Annotated in this window: 16 protein-coding genes and 1 tRNA gene; 12 read left to right on the top strand and 5 right to left on the bottom strand. The window is 67.5% G+C overall.

Annotation, left to right across the window (positions count from 1 at the left end; translation table 11 throughout):
- Window position 1: 1 nt before the first annotated feature.
- Complete coding sequence (locus tag MLJ35_RS06470) at window positions 2-520, bottom strand: DUF2062 domain-containing protein (RefSeq protein WP_243321847.1); 519 nt, start codon at window positions 518-520, stop codon at window positions 2-4.
- A complete protein-coding gene (locus MLJ35_RS06465) occupies window positions 517-1,434 on the bottom strand; it encodes a thiamine-phosphate kinase (RefSeq protein ID WP_243383638.1) in 918 nt (305 codons plus the stop codon). The genes MLJ35_RS06470 and MLJ35_RS06465 overlap by 4 nt, the downstream gene beginning before the upstream one ends.
- 134 nt (window positions 1,435-1,568) lie before the next feature.
- Between MLJ35_RS06465 and MLJ35_RS06460 the strand changes: the two genes are divergently transcribed.
- From MLJ35_RS06460 to MLJ35_RS06445, 4 genes are all read left to right on the top strand, one after another.
- Window positions 1,569-1,823, top strand: a complete 255-nt coding sequence (locus tag MLJ35_RS06460; protein WP_243314980.1) for a ferredoxin — start codon at window positions 1,569-1,571, stop codon at window positions 1,821-1,823.
- Window positions 1,824-1,927: 104 nt separating this feature from the next.
- Window positions 1,928-2,377, top strand: a complete 450-nt coding sequence (locus tag MLJ35_RS06455; RefSeq protein ID WP_243321845.1) for a GatB/YqeY domain-containing protein — start codon at window positions 1,928-1,930, stop codon at window positions 2,375-2,377.
- Between the two features lie 204 nt (window positions 2,378-2,581).
- The gene (proS, locus tag MLJ35_RS06450) at window positions 2,582-4,423 is read left to right on the top strand and encodes a proline--tRNA ligase (protein ID WP_243383637.1); all 1,842 of its coding nucleotides are present in this window, start codon (window positions 2,582-2,584) and stop codon (window positions 4,421-4,423) included.
- Complete coding sequence (locus MLJ35_RS06445; protein WP_243383636.1) at window positions 4,423-4,896, top strand: hypothetical protein; 474 nt, start codon at window positions 4,423-4,425, stop codon at window positions 4,894-4,896. Before proS ends, MLJ35_RS06445 begins: the two co-directional genes overlap by 1 nt.
- Before the next feature lie 79 nt (window positions 4,897-4,975).
- On the opposite strand, the gene ndk is transcribed toward MLJ35_RS06445, so the two are convergent.
- A complete protein-coding gene (gene ndk, locus MLJ35_RS06440) occupies window positions 4,976-5,395 on the bottom strand; it encodes a nucleoside-diphosphate kinase (RefSeq protein WP_026853946.1) in 420 nt (139 codons plus the stop codon).
- A 139-nt stretch (window positions 5,396-5,534) separates the two neighbouring features.
- On the opposite strand from ndk, the gene secA reads away from it, so the two are divergent.
- Together secA and rapZ are read left to right on the top strand one after the other, a co-directional pair.
- Complete coding sequence (secA, locus tag MLJ35_RS06435) at window positions 5,535-8,153, top strand: preprotein translocase subunit SecA (RefSeq protein WP_243383635.1); 2,619 nt, start codon at window positions 5,535-5,537, stop codon at window positions 8,151-8,153.
- A gap of 95 nt (window positions 8,154-8,248) precedes the next feature.
- Entirely contained in the window at window positions 8,249-9,100 is an 852-nt protein-coding gene (gene rapZ, locus MLJ35_RS06430) for an RNase adapter RapZ (protein WP_243321837.1), read from the top strand.
- Here rapZ and MLJ35_RS06425 read toward each other — a convergent pair whose 3' ends face one another.
- Complete coding sequence (locus MLJ35_RS06425; protein ID WP_243383634.1) at window positions 9,101-10,234, bottom strand: saccharopine dehydrogenase family protein; 1,134 nt, start codon at window positions 10,232-10,234, stop codon at window positions 9,101-9,103. It lies immediately after the preceding gene.
- Entirely contained in the window at window positions 10,231-11,661 is a 1,431-nt protein-coding gene (locus MLJ35_RS06420) for an APC family permease (protein WP_243383633.1), read from the bottom strand. Before MLJ35_RS06420 ends, MLJ35_RS06425 begins: the two co-directional genes overlap by 4 nt.
- A gap of 48 nt (window positions 11,662-11,709) precedes the next feature.
- Here MLJ35_RS06420 and mltG point away from each other — a divergent pair, with 48 nt between their 5' ends.
- From mltG to MLJ35_RS06390, 6 genes are all read left to right on the top strand, one after another.
- Window positions 11,710-12,726: an endolytic transglycosylase MltG gene (gene mltG / locus MLJ35_RS06415; RefSeq protein WP_243383632.1), complete on the top strand. Its 1,017-nt coding sequence runs from the start codon at window positions 11,710-11,712 to the stop codon at window positions 12,724-12,726.
- Window positions 12,719-13,498 carry a TlyA family RNA methyltransferase gene (locus MLJ35_RS06410; RefSeq protein ID WP_243383631.1) on the top strand — a complete coding sequence of 260 codons (780 nt, stop codon included), beginning with the start codon at window positions 12,719-12,721 and terminating at the stop codon, window positions 13,496-13,498. The genes mltG and MLJ35_RS06410 overlap by 8 nt, the downstream gene beginning before the upstream one ends.
- 37 nt (window positions 13,499-13,535) lie before the next feature.
- Complete coding sequence (locus MLJ35_RS06405; protein WP_243383630.1) at window positions 13,536-14,285, top strand: site-2 protease family protein; 750 nt, start codon at window positions 13,536-13,538, stop codon at window positions 14,283-14,285.
- A gap of 24 nt (window positions 14,286-14,309) precedes the next feature.
- Window positions 14,310-15,299 (top strand): tryptophan--tRNA ligase, encoded by a 990-nt coding sequence (trpS, locus tag MLJ35_RS06400; protein WP_243383629.1) that lies wholly within the window; start codon window positions 14,310-14,312, stop codon window positions 15,297-15,299.
- Between the two features lie 63 nt (window positions 15,300-15,362).
- Window positions 15,363-15,439 (top strand) — tRNA-Lys (locus MLJ35_RS06395).
- A 164-nt stretch (window positions 15,440-15,603) separates the two neighbouring features.
- Complete coding sequence (locus MLJ35_RS06390; RefSeq protein ID WP_243315008.1) at window positions 15,604-16,500, top strand: proline dehydrogenase family protein; 897 nt, start codon at window positions 15,604-15,606, stop codon at window positions 16,498-16,500.
- Window positions 16,501-16,536 lie beyond the last annotated feature (36 nt).

The following is a 16,536-nucleotide window of genomic DNA, read 5'->3' as shown; positions in this document are numbered from 1 at the left end:
GTCAGTCTCCGGAAAGAGGGGTCGGTACCGGTTTCGGGCCGCGCAGGCGGTGCGCCAGCCGCAGCATCAGAAAATATCCCACGGGGATGGCCAGCGCGCTCAACACGAAACCGCCCAGCAGATAGGGCAGAATGATGGGCTTGAGCATGGCGGCTGCCGCCTCGAAGCCCTCGCGGGTGGTGAAGCTCTGCCAGCCGAAGCTCTTCCAGTCCACGCCGCTGAGGTCGAGGTGCAGGCCGCGCCCCAGCAGCACGTTGCCGAACAGGGCCGAGCCCGTGGCCATGGGCACCATGGTCCAGGGGTTGTTGGTGAAGGCGCCCAGGAAGGCGAGGGGCCGGTGGAGTTTCTTCACCAGGGCGCAGAAGAGGACGACCAGCCCCGTGTGCGTGCCCAGCAGCGGATTCCAGGCGATGGCGAGGCCCAGAGCGAAGCTCCAGGCCAGGTGGTGCGGCTCCAGCTCGGGATCTGCCAGGAACCGCTTGGTTCGGGCCCAGATGTGCGTCTTGTCGTGGTGCGTCATGAAGGTCCGAAGTGGTCGAAGCTGAGGTCGGGCAGGGGGCAGAGTGACCCTCCATCATAGGCCAGGAGGGGCGATTTCCCCCGCGGGAGGACTTCCCCCACGGGAATCAGTGGCAGTCCGAGGCGCTTCTCCAATTCCCGCTGAGGCAGGGCGGCACCGAAGCAGCGGGCGTAGTCCTCGCCGCCGCGCAGCGCATCCTCGTCCAGGCCGGACTCCACGGCGATGCTGACTCCCGAGGCTTCCGCCAGGTTGCGGAGGTCCCGGCTGAGGCCGTCGGACAGGTCCAGGCAGGCATGGACCTGGGGAATCTCCGCCAGGAGCGGGCCCAGACCCAGATGTGGGCGGGGCGCCAGGTGGGCCTCGAGGTCCGCGTCGGGCTTCGCCGGGTTCCAGCGCTGGCCCGTGTGGAGCTTGCGGAGGCCCCGCAGGCTGGCGCCGGGGCGCTGGTCCACGAAGATCCGGTCGCCAGGCCGCAGGCCGTCCCGGCGCAACCAGCGGGTGGCGAAGCCGAAGGCTGTGAGACCCAGGCCCAGCCCCGCGGGCCGACCCACGGTGTCGCCGCCCAGCACCTGGACTTCCGCTTCGCGGGAGGCCTCGGCCAGGCCCGCCAGGAAGGTCTCCAACCAGTCCTCGTCGATCTCCTGGCCCAGGGCCAGCGTGAGGGTGTAGCCAAAGGGCCGGGCGCCAGAGGCATCCAGGTCGGAGAGATTGACCATCAACAGCTTGCGGGCCAGAAGATCCGGGGGGTGCCAGTCCAGGCGGAAGTGCTGGCCGGACTCCATGAGGTCGGTGGTGACCAGCAGGGTCTGGCCCGGCGGGGTCGGGGGCAGGGCGCCGCAGTCGTCCATGAGCGTGCCGCCGCCGGGCAGCAGCTCCCGGATACGGGCAAGAATTCCCGTTTCCTTCAGGCGCATGGGCGGACCTCCGTCACAACTCCAGTCTCCCACGCCCCTGGAGGCCAGGCGATGCTTGGTCCGAGGCCCGCGCGATGCTAGGTTGATTGGGTTCGCCCCTGCCAGGGCCCCCATTGAATCTCGAGGAGACGACCATGGCCATCACCAAAGTCTGGATCGACGAAGGCTGCATCGTGTGCAATGCCTGCGAGGCCGAGTGCCCCGACGTGTTCCACGTCACCGACACCAGCTGCAACATCAACGGCTCCGTGCGCGAGGACGGCGTCGATTCCGAGAACCGGGATGAGCAGAGCCCCCTCTCCGGCAGCTTCGGCACCGACCTGGAGGCCAGCATCGAGGCCGCCGCGGCCGGCTGCCCTGTGGAAGTCATCAAGTTCGAGAAGGCCTAGGGCTGGAACGGCTTCGCCGTTTCAGGTGAGAACGGGCGCCAATCGGCGCCCGTTCTGTACTTCGAGAGGCAACTGCGTCACCATGGAAGTCCCCGGAGGTTCCCATGCTCAACCGTCTGCAGGCCGATCTGAAAACCGCCATGCTGGCCAGGGATGCCGCCCGGACCCAGGTGCTCCGCATGGCGCTGGCTGCCTACAAGAACGAGGCGGTGGCCAAGGGGTTGGGCCCGCAGGGGACCCTGGTGGAGGCCGACGCCCTGGCCGTCCTCAAGCGCCTGGTGAAGTCGCGGGAGGACAGCATCGCCCAGTTCGAGAAGGTGGGGCAGAGCGAGCGTGCGGCCCAGGAACGGGCGGAGATCGAGCTGCTGAAGCCCTACCTGCCCGCCATGCTGGAGGGCCCGGCCCTGGAGGCCGCGGTGAAGGCTGCCATCGCCGAGACCGGCGCCAGCACGAAGAAGGACATGGGCCAGGTCATGAAGGCCCTCCAGGCCGCCCACGGCGCCGCCTTCGACGGCAAGGCCGCCAGCGCCCTGGTGCAGAGCCTTTTGAGTTGAACCCGCGAAACACGGCGAAACGGCGCGAAAGGGGGCCGGACTCTCGGCCCCGGCTCCCACTTCTGACCTCCGGAAGCGACCTGGTTCTTTTCCGCTCAGGTGCTTTCGCGCAGGCCCGCAGGGCCTTTCGCGCCTTTCGTGACCCGGCATTCCCGGCCCGGACGTGGCCGCCGCCTGGGTTAGACTTGGAGATTCGAGGCCCCCATGAAGCAGTCCAAGCTCCTGATCCAGACCCTGCGCGAGACACCGCGCGACGCCGACGTGGTGAGCCAGCAGCTCATGATGCGGGCGGGCATGATCCAGAAAGTGGCCGCCGGCATCTACAGCTACCTGCCGCTGGCCTTCCGGAGCATCCGCAAGTTCGAGGAGATCGTCCGCGAGGAGCTGGCCAAGGACGGCTGCCAGGAGCTGCTGATGCCCGCGGTGCTGCCTGCCGAGCTCTGGCAGGAGAGCGGCCGCTGGAAGTTCTACGGCGACGAGCTGCTGCGCTTCTGCGACCGCAAGGCGAAAGCGGAAGTGGCCGAGCGCCGCGCTCGCGGCGAGAAGCCCGACGAGCGTGAGTTCTACAACTTCTGCCTCGGCCCCACGCACGAAGAGGTCATCACCGACATCGTCCGGAAGAACGTGCGCAGCTACAAGCAGCTGCCCATGAACCTGTTCCAGATCCAGACCAAGTTCCGCGACGAGCGCCGGCCCCGCTTCGGCCTCATGCGGGGCCGTGAGTTCACCATGAAGGACGGCTACTCCTTCCACGTGGACGACGCCTGCGCGGACCGCGAATACTGGGCCATGTTCAATGCCTACAAGCGGATCTTCGGCCGCCTGGGTGTGAAGTTCCGCCCGGTGGAGGCCGACAGCGGGGCCATTGGCGGCAGCTTCACCCACGAGTTCCATGTGCTGGCGGGCAGCGGCGAGGACGCCATCCTCAGCTGCGATGCGTGCGATTACACGTCGAACATCGAGAAGACGGAGGCTCCGGCGCTGCGCGCCGGAGAACATGGGAAGGCCTTCGAGCTGAAGAAGGACCACTTCCGCACGCCGGGCGTGGTGGGGCAGGTGGAGCAGGCGGCGGGGATGATCGATGCGGATCACCCGAATGGCATGCCCATCACCCAGACCAGCAAGTTCTTCCTCTACCGCGCCAGCTTCGCGGACGGAGCCACGAAGCTGGTGGGCGCGGTGCTGCGGGGCGACCACGAGGTCAATCCCGTCAAGGTGAAGAACGCCATCGGGGCGGCCGAGATGGAGATGATGCCCCTGGAGGAGGCCGAGGCCTTCACCGGCGCCAAGAGCGGCTTCATGGGGCCGGTGGGCCTGAAGGATGTCCAGTTCCTGATCGACCGCAGCCTGGAAGGCGCGGTGAACCTCACCTGCGGCGCGAACCGAACGGACTACCACCACTTCGGGCTGGATCCCGTGCGCGACCTGCCGGGCTGCACCTACACGGACCTGCGCATGGCCGCCGAGGGCGACACCTGCACCCGCTGCGGGAAGGGGACGTACCAGGCCTTCCGCGGCATCGAGGTGGGCCAGGTGTTCAAGCTGGGCCTGAAGTATTCCAAGAGCATGGGCTGCACCTTCCTGGACGAGCAGGGCAAGGAGAACCCCATGGTGATGGGCTGCTACGGCATCGGCATCACGCGCACCGTGGCCGCCGCCGTCGAGCAGAACTACGATGCCGATGGCATCATCTGGCCCTGGCCCATCGCGCCCTACCAGGTTCACATCGTCTGCCTGGACCCGGCCAATCCAGAGGTGTCTGGCGTGGCTTCCCAAGTCGAAGCGGACCTGGAGAAGGCCGGCTTCGAGGTGCTCCACGACGACCGCGAGGGCATGAGCCCCGGCGCCAAGTTCAAGGATGCCGACCTGCTGGGCTTCCCCCTGCGCCTCACCGTGGGCGCCAAGGGTCTGAAGGACGGCATCGTGGAGCTGCGCGACCGCCGCACCAAGGAGGTCCTCAAACTCAAGCCTGAGGCCGCCGCGGCCGAGGTGGCCGCCGCCCGCGACCGCATCATGCAGGAACTGGAAACCGCAGGGGGCCGCTGATGGCGGAGGGCCGGGTCCATCTCACGACCTTCATCGAGGGCGTGCTGATCCATGGCCGACGGACGCCCTACGTGCTGCTGGTGCCCTCGCCCCACGCGCCGAACCGGGGCCTGCTCATGCCGGTCCAGATCCCATGGTCGCCGGGCTTCCTGCCCACAGCCCTGTTGAGCGCGCAGATCGAGGCCGGCTGGGGCATGCCCTACCGGTTCGTGGATGGCTCCAAGCTCCCGGTGGTGTTCGACGAGCGCACCAGCCGCCTGCCCACGCCCTGGCTGCTCCGCATTGAGGGCCTCGAAGGCCAGCAGCGCCTCTACCTGAGCCACCTGCTCCGCACCAAAGCGCCCGAGGATCTGGTGCCCCCGCCGCCGCCCGGTGGCCAGTGGCTCAGCGAGAAGACCCTCCAGAGCGCGGATCTGCAGACGGGCGTGAGGCGCCTCTGCCAGGCCGCCCTGCAGGCGGTGATGGAGGGGTGAGGTTCCGTCCACCCTCCGTTCATACGGAAATCGGCGCCGATCGGCGCCGATTTCCGCAGGGGGCTGCGCCCCGAAACGATCAGAACTGCTCGAAGGCGTTGAAGAAGTAGCTCACTTCGAACTTGGCGCTCTCGGGCTTGTCGCTGCCGTGGGTGGCGTTGCGGCCGATGCTGGCGCCGAAGCGCTTGCGGAGGGTGCCCTCGGCGGCATTGGCGGGGTTGGTGGCGCCCATGAGGTCGCGCCAGCGGAGGATGGCGTTCTCGCCTTCGAGCACCATGATCGCCACAGGGCCCTCGGTCATGAAGGCCTCCAGCTCAGCGTAGAAGCCCTTGCCCACGTGCTCGTGGTAGAAACCCTGGCAGATGGCGGGGGTGAGGCGGGTGAGCTTCAGGCCCACGATCTTCAGGCCGCTCTGCTCGATGGCGGTGAGAATCTCACCCATGTGGCCGTCCTTGACGGCGTCGGGCTTGACGATGGCAAAAGTGCGTTCGAGGGCCATGCTTTCTCCATTTTCCAAACGATCAGTTTGCCTGGACAGGGTAACTTCGGCAACCAAGCAGGCTTGGGATGCCGCACCTCCGCTGGGAATCAGGGACCCGTCAGGCTACAATCAATGGTTTACGCGACTGGACGGGTCCATGATCGACAATCTCCTGAAGAAACTCATCGGTTCCAAGAACGATCGGGAGCTGAAGCGGTTGTGGGCCAAGGTCCAGACCATCAACGCCCTGGAACCTGAGATTTCGGCGCTGAGTGACGAGGCCCTGAAGGCCAAGACGCCCTACCTCAAGGAGAAGCTGGCCAACGGCGCCACCCTGGAGGACATCCTGCCCGAGGCGTTCGCCGTGGCCCGCGAGGCCAGCAAGCGCGTCCTCAAGATGCGGCATTTCGACGTCCAGCTCGTGGGCGGCATGGTTCTGCACGAGGGCAAGGTGGCCGAGATGAGGACAGGCGAGGGCAAGACCCTCACCGCCACGCTCCCCCTCTACCTCAACGCCTTGGCGGGCAAGGGCGCCCACTTGGTCACGGTGAACGACTACCTGGCTCGGCGCGACGCCGAGTGGATGGGTCGCCTCTACTCCTGGCTCGGTCTCACCATCGGCATCATCCAGCATGGCCTCGACGACCAGGAGCGCCGCGACGCCTATGCCTGCGACATCACTTACGCCACCAACAATGAGCTGGGCTTCGACTACCTCCGCGACAACATGAAGTGGGACCTGGAGGAGTTCACCCAGCGCGGCTTCCACTACGCCATCGTCGACGAGGTGGACTCCATCCTCATCGACGAGGCCCGCACGCCGCTCATCATCGCCGGCAGCAGCGAGGAGGACACGTCCAAGTACTTCCGCATCGATGCCATCGTCCCCAAGCTCAAGCTCGAGGTCGACTACAAGGTGGACGAGAAGGACCGCCAGGTGATGCTCACGGATGACGGCATCCACCGCGCTGAGCAGCTGCTCGGCGTCGCCAACCTCTACGATCCGGGCAGCATCGAGACCCTGCACGGCCTCAACCAGGCCCTGCTGGCCCACAACCTCTACAAGCTGGATGTGGACTACATGGTGCGTCCCAAGGAGGACGGCAAGGGCATGGAAGTGGTCATCGTGGACGAGTTCACGGGACGTCTCATGCCGGGCCGCCGCTGGTCCAACGGCCTGCATCAGGCGATCGAGGCCAAGGAAGGCGTGGAGGTCAACGCCGAGAACCAGACCCTCGCCACCGTGACCTTCCAGAACTTCTTCCGCATGTACGGCAAGCTCGCCGGCATGACCGGCACGGCCGAGACCGAGGCCACGGAACTGCACTCCATCTACAAGCTCGACGTCATCATCGTCCCCACGAACATGCCCATGATCCGCAAGGACTTCGCGGACACGGTGTATTCGACCCGCAAGGGGAAGAAGAAGGCCATCGTCGAAGAGATCCGGGAGCTCCACACCAAGGGGCAGCCGGTCCTGGTGGGCACCGCCAGCATCGAGAGCAGCGAGGACCTCGCCGACGCTCTCAAGGCGGCCCGCATCCCCCACGTGGTGCTCAACGCCAAGCACCACGAGCGCGAGGCCGAGATCGTGGCCCAGGCCGGCCGCAAGGGCGCGGTCACCATCGCCACCAACATGGCCGGCCGCGGCACGGACATCATCCTGGGCGGCAATCCCGAGGGCATGGCCCGGATGGAAGCCAAGAAGCAGAGCATCGCCCTCTACGACGAGGAGGGGCTCGAGACCGCCGAATTCTCCGCCCTCGTGGAGCAGATGCGCCAGCAGACCGCGGCTGAGCACGAAGAGGTGGTGGGCCTCGGCGGCCTGCACATCCTCGGCACCGAGCGCCATGAGAGTCGCCGCATCGACAACCAGCTCCGCGGCCGCGCCGGCCGCCAGGGCGATCCCGGCAGCAGCCGCTTCTACCTGTCCCTCGAGGACGACCTGATGCGGATCTTCGGCGGCGACCGCATCAAGAACCTCATGGGCGCCATGGGCATGAACGATGACGAGCCCATCGAGGCCGGCATGGTCACCCGGGCCATCGAGCGGAGCCAGAAGCGGGTGGAAGCCCATCACTTCGAGATCCGAAAGCATCTGCTCGAGTACGACGACGTGATGAACAAGCAGCGCATCTTCTTCTACGGCCTGCGCACGGAGATCCTCAAGGGCAACACCAAGGACTACGTGCTGCGCGTCGCCGGGGAGATCGCCGAGGGGCTGGCCAACGACTTCCTGCAGGACAAGGGCGAGCGCGATCTCGCCGGGTTCCGCGAGCGCGTGGAGCAGCTGTTCACCCTCTCTGGCGAGGAGGTCGACGCCGTCGGCCACATGCCCCAGGCCCAGGCCTCCGAGGCGCTGATCGCGCTGGTGCAGAAGTACTACGAGGGCAAGGACGAGCGGCTGGGCGGCGAGGGCATGCGCAGCTACGAGCGCTGGTCCATCCTCCAGATCATCGACGCGGCCTGGAAGCGCCACCTGCTGGTCATGGACCACCTGAAGGAGGCCATCGGCTTCCGGGGCTACGGTCAGAAGGATCCCCTCGTGGAGTACAAGCGCGAGAGCTACGAATACTTCGAGCAGATGCGCTTCGGCTACGAGGACGAGATCATCTCCTACCTCTATCGCGTGGAGCCCCAGCCGGCCTACACGCCAGACGAGGACCTCTTCCGGGGTCCCGGCGAGACCATCGAGCTGGGCCCCGACGAACAGGGCAACGCCCCCGAGGGCATCCAGCGGGTGCTGCGCTTCACGGCGGGCGGACTGGAGGATTAGCTCTCAGCCATCAGCTGTCAGCTATCGGCGGGCCCCGGTTGGGGCCCGCTGTTTTTGCTGATGGCTGACAGCTGACAGCTGATAGCTTCTAGTCCATGGAACTCATCGTCGTCACGGGACTCTCCGGCGCCGGCCGCCACTCGGTGCTGGGCGCGCTGGAGGACAGCGGCTGCACAGCCCTGGACAACGTTCCGCCCCGTCTCCTGGAACCCTTGATCGAGCTGGAGTCGAAGCTCCGGCCCGGCCGGGAGCGGCTGGTGGTGGGGATGGACAGCCGCCAGGCGGACTTCGCGCAGGCGTTCGGTCCCCTGCTGGAGCGGCTGGCCGCCAGCCAGGTTCCGGTGCAGGTGGTCTTCGTGGAGGCGGACGACAGCGTGCTGCTGCGCCGGTACTCCGAAACCCGGCGACCCCACCACCTCGCCCTGCTGGGCTCCGCGGGCGAAGGCATCCAGCGGGAGCGGGAGCTGCTGGCCCCCATCCGCGCCCTGGCCACCACCATCCTCGACACCACGGGTCTGAGCCTGGCAGACCTGCGCCAGCGCATCGCAACCCTGGTGCCCCAGCTGCCGACCCGGGGCACGGCGGTCCGGCTCCTCAGCTTCGGGTTCAAGAAGGGCGTGCCGGCGGATGCGGACGTCGTGCTGGACGCCCGCTTCCTGCCCAACCCCTACTATGTCGAAGCCCTCAAGCCCCTTACGGGATGCGATTCCGCCGTGCAGGAATACCTGCTGGAATCACCGGACTTCCGGGAGTTTCTGGAGCGGGCCGAGTCGTGGCTGCGCTGGTCCCTGCCCCTGGTGCGGCAGGAGGGCCGCGCCTACCACACCCTGGCCATCGGCTGCACCGGCGGCCAGCACCGCTCCGTGGCCCTGGTGGAGCTGCTCGCCCACCGGCTCCGGAATGATGTGGCTGCCCTCACGGTGCGGCACCGGGAGCTGAACGGCTGATCAGGATTCAGTGAACACCACGCCGCGCTTGGCGAGTTCCCCCCGGATGAAGTCCCAGGCGCCGGGCTCCTGCCCCAGGAATTCCGGCGGGTTGACGCCCTGGTGCGAATAGCCGCCGCTGGCGAGGAGGCGGACGGCGGCGGTGCAGGTGTAGCCGGTGGTCCGGGCCATGGAGGTGGTCTTCGTGACGGGATCGTAGCGGTCGAGCAGGTTCAGCTCCCGGCGCATGCGCTGGCCGTCCTTGAGGCCGGAGACCGTGACCCGCATGATCGTGAAGTCCTCGTCGCCCTCCTCCATGAACCACATGGGGAAGAGCAGGGCGGTGGTCAGGTCGAGCGGGCTGATCTCCACGCCAGCCACCTGGAGCTTCTCCTTCCGGAAGAAACCGGATTCCCGCAGCATGCGCATCTTCTCGATGTGGCCGGGGTAGCGGAGGGTCTTCTCCTTCATGTCCGGCACCTGGGGGAAGCTCCGGATGAGGCTGCGGAGGCCGTCCGTGTTGAAGGACTCCAGGGTGCCCAGGCCCTCGAAGTCCAGCAACTCCGGCTCCGAGAGCGCCGGCAGCGTCACCGTGTGGCCGTCCTTCACGTAGCGGGCGGGCCGGGTGTACTCCTCGATGACATCGATGGGGCTGAATCCCGCTTTGTATTCATAGGGCCAGGTCCGCACGACAGGCAGGCCGCCCACCAGGCACTCGAAGGCGTCCACGTGGTCCCACTGGCGGGCGGTGTCGCCCAGGATGATGTTCCCGCAACCCGGCGCCACGCCGCAGTCCACGATGGCGGTGAGGCCCTTTGCCTTCGCCAGGGCGTCCAGCTCGAAGCAGTCCTCGTCGAAGAAGGAGATGTCCACCAGGGGCTTGCCGGCCTCCAGGACGGCTTTGGCCGTGGCGAAGCCCATGAAGCCCGGCACGGCGCCCACCACCAGGTCCGCGTCCGCCACGGCGGCCTTCACGCCGGCAGGGGTGGCCAGATCCGCGGGACGCGTGGCCAGGCCCGCGCCCCTCATGCGGGCCAGGGCGGCTTCAGAGCGGTCGGCGACGGTCACCTGGAAGTCCGGGGCCAGATCCTTTGCCATGGCGCCGCCGACGCGGCCGGCTCCGAGAACGACAATGCGGGTCACGGGGTGGGTCACGGGAGACTCCCTTCAGGGGCCGCGGCGCGGGGCTTCACGGCGAGGTAGACCGGCCAGCCCAGGGCCACCAGGGCCAGGCCAGGCCAGGAATAGCTGGGACGGTGGATGAACAGGGCGCCGATGATGGCGATGGCGCCGAACAGGTACAGCCCCGGAACGAAGGGGTAGCCCCAGACCTTCACGGGCCGCTCCAGGTCGGGCCGCCGCCAGCGCAGGAGGAAGATCCCGCCCACGGCCAGGACGTAGAAGAGGATCGTGGGCAGCATCACGAAGTCCAGCAGCTGGCCGTAGGTGCCCGTGAGGGTGAGTGCGCAGGTCCAGAGCGCCTGGATCCACAGGCCGAAGCCCGGGACTCCGTGCTCGTTGAGGCTGGCCGCCTTTGGATAGAACAGGCCGTCCTCCGCCATGCGCTGGTACACGCGCGCCCCGGAGAGGATGAGCCCGTTCAGGCAGCCGAACATCGAGATCAGGATGCTGCCGGCCATGATGAGTCCGCCGCCGCTGCCCAGCAGGGCCTGCAGGGCAGCGCTGCCCACGCGGTCCTGGGGGGCGTGGGCGATGCCCGTGGGGCCGAGCACCCGGAGGTAGGCCGCGTTGGCCAGGATGTAGAGGCCGCAGACCAGGGTCGTTCCCACGAGCAGGGCGTAGGGGATGGTCCGCCTCGGCTCCTTCACCTCTCCGGCGATGAAGGTGATGGCGTTCCAGGCGTCGGCGGAGAAGAGGCTGCCGGTCTGCACCACCAGCAGGGCCGTGAGGAAGGGCAGGGCGGCGCTGTCTCCGGCGACGAAGGGGGCCTGGGAAGGGGCCACGGCGGGCTTCAGCAGCAGGCCCAGCAGCACCAGGGCCGCGAGGCCGCCGATCTTGGCCACGGTGAAGAGATCCTGGATGCGGGAGCCCAGCTTCACCCCGTAGAGGTTCACGGCGCTCAGCAGCAGCACCACGGCGATGCCGGAGAGGCGGGAGGGCGTGAGCCCCAGGTGGTAGGGCCCCACGGCGATGGCGTGGGTGACCTTCATCAGGGGCACGTCCAGGTGGGGCCCCATCCAGGCCGAGTCGGTGACCGCCGGCAGGAAGCTGCCCAGGTACTTCCCGAAGCCCACGGCCACGGCGGCGATGGTGCCGCACTCGATGACCACGAAGAAGGTCCAGCCGTAGAGGAAGCCCACGGCGGGGCCGTAGGTCTCGCGCAGGTAGGTGTACTGGCCGCCGGCCTGGGGGAACATCCCCGCCAGCTCGCCGTAGCTGAGGGCGGCGAACAAGGTCAGAAGGGCCGTGAGCCCCCATGCCGCCAGCAGGAAGCCCCCCGAGCCCCCCGTTCGCACCATGTCGGCGGCGACGATGAACACGCCCGAGCCGATCATCGAGCCGGCGATGAGCATGGTGGCCGAGAACAATCCGACGTGGCGGCGGTAGCCGGGGGCGCTCATTGGGTTCCTTGGGTGGATGGATCCACGCTATCACGGCATTCTGGAGGCATGGCGCGATCTTCCATGTCCCTCCGGCTCTTCCTGGCCATCCTCATTCTGGCCGCGGCTCCGGTGGCGGGCGGCTGGTGGGCTTGGAAGGGCCAGGGCCCCCTCCGCCAGGAGGCCACCGTCCTGGTGAAGAAGGGCGCCAACATCAACCAGATCGCCGACCAGCTCGAGCGGGACGGGGTGATCCGGTCCGCCTCGCTCTTCAAGCTCTGGGCTCGGGCCCGGAAGCTCCAGCTCATCCGCGGCGAGTACACGTTCGAGCCCCGGGCCAGCCTGTCGGACGTCACGGGGAAGCTGCGCCGGGCGGAGATCCACTTCACCCCGGTGTCCATCCCCGAGGGGGCCCACGCCTGGGCCGTGCAAAAGCGCCTCAAGGACTTCGTGCCAGAGGAAGTCTTCTGGACCCTGTGGAAGAGCCCCCGGCTCGCCCGCACGGCCGGATTCGAGGATGCCGAAAGCCTGGAGGGCCTTGTCGCGCCGGCCACCTACAAGCTGCACCACGCCATGGAGCCGGAGGAGATCATGCTCATGCTGGTGGAGGCCTTCCGGACCCAGATCCGCCCCAGGCTTGATGGCGGGGCGCTGCCGCCCTACGAGACCCTGATTCTGGCGAGCCTGGTGGAGAAGGAGACGAAGCTGCCCGAGGAGCAGCCCCGGGTGGCGGGCGTCTACCTGAAGCGGCTGAAGATCGGCATGCGCCTCCAGTGCGATCCCACCAGCCTGTATGCCCGGTGGCTCTCCGGGGACCTGCGCTTCACGGCGCCCACGCCGGAGGACATCCGGCGGCCCAGCCGCTTCAACACCTACACCGTGAAGGGCCTGCCGCCCACGCCCATCGCCGTTCCCGGCCCCTCGGCCATCGCGGCGGCGAAGGAGCCGCTCCCCGGCAAGGACCTCTATTTCGTGGCTACGGGAAGAGGCGGCCACAGCTTCGCGGGGAACCTGCGCGACCACAACCGGAACGTGGGTACCTACCGCAAGGAACTGGCCCGGCAGAAGAAGGCGACCCGTGACTAAGGTCCGGCTGGACCAGCTCCTGGTGCAGCGCGGCCTGTGCGAGACCCGCGCCAAGGCCCAGGCCCGCATCCTCGCGGGCGACGTGCTGGTGGAGGACCGGCCCGTCACCAAGGCGGGCACGGCCGTGGACGAGGCCGCCGTCATCCGGCTGCGGGGCTACGCGCTCCCCTTCGTGAGCCGGGGCGGGCTCAAGCTGGCCGGGGCCCTGGACCGCTGGGGCATCGATCCCACGGGCCGGACTTGCTTCGATGCTGGCGCCAGCACGGGCGGCTTCACGGACTGCCTGCTCCAGCGGGGTGCGGCCAAGGTCTACGCCGTCGACGTGGGCACCAACCAGCTCCACTGGAAGCTCCGCAGCGATCCGCGGGTGGTGTCCATGGAGCAGGTGAACCTCCGCACCTGGGATCCCGCCGCCATCCCCGAGCGCTGCAGCCTCCTCGTGGCGGACCTGAGCTTCATCTCCCTGAGGCTCGCCATCCCGCCGGTGCTGCCCAGCCTGGAACCCGGCGCGGAGGCGGTGCTGCTGGTGAAGCCCCAGTTCGAGGCGGGCCGCGATGACGTGGGTGCTGGGGGCATCGTCCGCGATCCCGCCGTCCACCGTCGCGTGCTGGAGGAGACCTGGGCCTTCTTCGCCGGCACCGACCTGCGGCCGCTGGACCTGGCGGTAAGTCCCATCAAGGGAGGGGAGGGCAACACAGAGTTCCTGCTGCGGCTGGGCCTGGGCGCCGACACCCGCGACCTGGGTCGTGCCCTGGCTGCTTTGGGGCTCTGAGTCGCAGCCTGTACACTGGGGGATTGCCGGAGTCCAGGTGTTCGACAGCCTTTCCCTCCCCACCATCCTCGTCAGCTATGTGGCCCTCCTCTTCAGCCTGAGCGTGCACGAGGCCAGCCATGCCACGGCGGCCTACCTGCTGGAGGACGACACGGCCGCCCGGCTCGGCCGGATGACCCTGAACCCCCTCGCCCACATGGACCTGCTGGGCACCTTCGTGTTTCCCCTGCTGGGCATGGCCACGGGCTTCCCGTTCATCGGCTGGGCCAAGCCCGTGCCCGTGGATCCGCGCAAGCTGACCCGCCGGTTCACCCAGCGCGTGGGCTACGCCTTCGTGGCCAGCGCGGGGCCCGCTTCGAACCTGGTCCAGGCCGTGGTCTTCCTGGGGATCATGCTCATGGTGGTGAAGGGCGTGGCGCCCGTGCCTGAGATGGAGTTCCGGGTCTTCGCCCGGTCGCTCCTGGCCGGCAAGGTGGAGAGCCTCCAGATGCTTCAGCTGGGCACGACCACGACCCTCTTCCTGGCTCTGCTCGGTCGCCTGGTGCTCATCAACATCGGCCTGGCCCTCTTCAACCTGCTGCCCATGGGACCACTCGATGGCGCCGGCATCCTGCGGGGTTTCCTGCCCTGGCGCTGGCTGCCGAAGTTCGACCGGGTCCAACCCTGGATGGGCGGCATCCTCATCGTGCTGGCCCTCACGGGCCTCCTGGGCTATGTCCTGGGCCCCGTGTTCGGGCTGGTGTTCTACGGCATCGAGATCGTCGCCCGCCTCGTCCTCCACTTCTGATTCACGCGCACCCTCGGAGCTTTCATGCAACGCATCCTTTCCGGCATCCAGCCCTCGGGCTCCCAGCACATCGGCCACCTGGTGGGAGCCCTGGACAACTTCACGCGGCTCCAGGGCCAGGGCGAGGCCTTCTACATGATCGCGGACTGGCACGCGCTGACGTCGAAGTACGAGGCGGTCGAGGAGATCTGGCCCGCCACGCTGGAGCTGACGGCCACCTACCTCGCGGCGGGCCTCGATCCGCAGAAGGCCACCATCTTCGTCCAGAGCCTGGTGAAGGAGCACGCCGAACTGCACCTGCTGCTGTCCATGGTGACGCCGCTCTCCTGGCTGGAGCGGGTGCCCACCTACAAGGAGAAGCTGCAGAACGCCGTGGCGGACCTCGGCAGCTACGGCTTCCTGGGCTACCCCCTGCTCATGACCGCGGACATCATCCTCTACAAGGCCCGCAAGGTGCCCGTGGGCGAGGACCAGCTCTTCCACATCGAGCTGGCCCGCGAGGTGCTCCGCCGCTTCAACTTCCTCTACAAGGAGGAGGTCTTTCCCGAGCCTGAAGCCGTGCTCACCCCGACACCCAAGGTGCCCGGCCTCGACGGCCGCAAGATGTCCAAGAGCTACGGGAACTGCATCTACCTGAGGGATACCAACGCGACCATTCTCGAGAAGTGCACGCGCCAGATGGCCTCGGATCCCGCCCGCGTCCGCAAGACCGATCCGGGCAACCCGGACATCTGTCCCGTCTTCGACTTCCACAAGCTCTTCAGCGACGACGCCACCGTGCAGATGGTGAACACCGAGTGCCGCCGGGCGGGCATCGGCTGCTTCGACTGCAAGAAACGGGTGGCCGAGGCCATGATCCAGCGCATCGAGCCCCTGCGGGAGAAGATCGAGGCCTCTCTGGCCCGCCCGGCCGATCTGGAGGCCGTGCTGCAGGACGGCAGCGCCCGGGCCCGTGCCGTGGCCGCCGAAACGATGGTGGAGGTTCGCCAGGCCATGAAGATGCCCAGCCTCTAGGAATGGGGCGGGGAACGAGCGCTTGCGTTCCGGTTCCATCCTGGTAGACTTTCTTTTGCTCGTGGTCCCTTAGCTCAGTTGGTTAGAGCATCTGACTCTTAATCAGAGGGTCCCCGGTTCGAGTCCGGGAGGGACCACCAGACCAGAAGCCCGCGGATCCAAAGTCCGCGGGCTTTTTCGTGCTGTCTCCCCGGTCACATGTCGCGGCGCGGGGCGCCCTGCGGTGGACGGAGACCGGTATATTTATAGGGCTGTCCGGTCGTGTCGAAGGGCCGGGAAACGCAGGAATGACGGGAGGAACACCGTGGATCTGAAACGCATCGTTCTGGACCTCATGCCGGGTGGCCTGGTTCGCACCTTCGCCGCGCCGTACTGCGCGGGCAAGGGCATCGCCAGTGGCATCGCCAAGGTCGACGAGATCCACACCAAGGCCGGGCTCTACTCGACCCTCGACCTGCTGGGCGAGGAGGTGTTCAAGCGCGAGGACGTGGAAGCCACCGTCCAGGTGTACTTCCGCATGATCGAGGCGGTGAAGGATCGCCGCAACGCCAGCATCAGCCTCAAGCCCACGCAGCTCGGCATCAACGAGAGCGAGGCCTACTGCCAGGAGAACCTCCGCCGCATCGTGGCCGCGGCGGCCGTGCACGGGGTCCACATCACCCTGGACATGGAGGACCGGCACTTCACGGATGTCACCCTGCGGATGTTCAAGGCCATCCGGAACGAGTTCGACAACTTCGGAATTGTGTTGCAGAGCCGCCTCTTCCGGACCGGCGAGGACATCAAGGCGCTCCACCTCAAGCCCTGCAAGGTGCGCATCTGCATCGGCATATACAGGGAGCCCGCGGAGGTCGCACTGCAGGACAAGCGCGACATGAAGGAGAAGCTCTTCGAGTACGTGCAGCTGCTGCTGGACCACGGCCACTACCCCGAGATCGCCACCCACGACGAGCCCCTGATCCGGCGCTGCATAGACCATCTGGACAAGAAGGGCGTGGCGAAGGACGCCTACGAGTTCCAGATGCTGATGGGTGTCCCCCGCTCGGAGATCCAGCAGGAGATCGTGAAGCGCGGGCAGATCATGCGCCTTTACGTCCCCTTCGCGGAGGACTGGAAGTTCGCCATCGCCTACATGAAGCGCCGGCTGGGCGCCAACCCCGCCATGGCCGCCATGGTGCTGAAGAACCTGTTCGGGCACTGATCCCAATTCATTTGGACAATGCCCCGGGTGCGGCTA

It is taken from the genome of Geothrix alkalitolerans, assembly GCF_022808885.1.
GTDB lineage: Bacteria > Acidobacteriota > Holophagae > Holophagales > Holophagaceae > Geothrix > Geothrix alkalitolerans.
This window is presented reverse-complemented; position numbering and strand designations above follow the sequence as displayed.

What these genes read in the sequence shown, in the direction of transcription:
- MLJ35_RS06470 (WP_243321847.1), bottom strand. Translation starts at nt 520, where the DNA reads ATGACGCACCACGACAAGACGCACATCTGGGCCCGAACCAAGCGGTTC.
- MLJ35_RS06465 (WP_243383638.1), bottom strand. Translation starts at nt 1,434, where the DNA reads ATGCGCCTGAAGGAAACGGGAATTCTTGCCCGTATCCGGGAGCTGCTG.
- MLJ35_RS06460 (WP_243314980.1), top strand. Translation starts at nt 1,569, where the DNA reads ATGGCCATCACCAAAGTCTGGATCGACGAAGGCTGCATCGTGTGCAAT.
- MLJ35_RS06455 (WP_243321845.1), top strand. Translation starts at nt 1,928, where the DNA reads ATGCTCAACCGTCTGCAGGCCGATCTGAAAACCGCCATGCTGGCCAGG.
- proS (WP_243383637.1), top strand. Translation starts at nt 2,582, where the DNA reads ATGAAGCAGTCCAAGCTCCTGATCCAGACCCTGCGCGAGACACCGCGC.
- MLJ35_RS06445 (WP_243383636.1), top strand. Translation starts at nt 4,423, where the DNA reads ATGGCGGAGGGCCGGGTCCATCTCACGACCTTCATCGAGGGCGTGCTG.
- ndk (WP_026853946.1), bottom strand. Translation starts at nt 5,395, where the DNA reads ATGGCCCTCGAACGCACTTTTGCCATCGTCAAGCCCGACGCCGTCAAG.
- secA (WP_243383635.1), top strand. Translation starts at nt 5,535, where the DNA reads ATGATCGACAATCTCCTGAAGAAACTCATCGGTTCCAAGAACGATCGG.
- rapZ (WP_243321837.1), top strand. Translation starts at nt 8,249, where the DNA reads ATGGAACTCATCGTCGTCACGGGACTCTCCGGCGCCGGCCGCCACTCG.
- MLJ35_RS06420 (WP_243383633.1), bottom strand. Translation starts at nt 11,661, where the DNA reads ATGAGCGCCCCCGGCTACCGCCGCCACGTCGGATTGTTCTCGGCCACC.
- mltG (WP_243383632.1), top strand. Translation starts at nt 11,710, where the DNA reads ATGGCGCGATCTTCCATGTCCCTCCGGCTCTTCCTGGCCATCCTCATT.
- trpS (WP_243383629.1), top strand. Translation starts at nt 14,310, where the DNA reads ATGCAACGCATCCTTTCCGGCATCCAGCCCTCGGGCTCCCAGCACATC.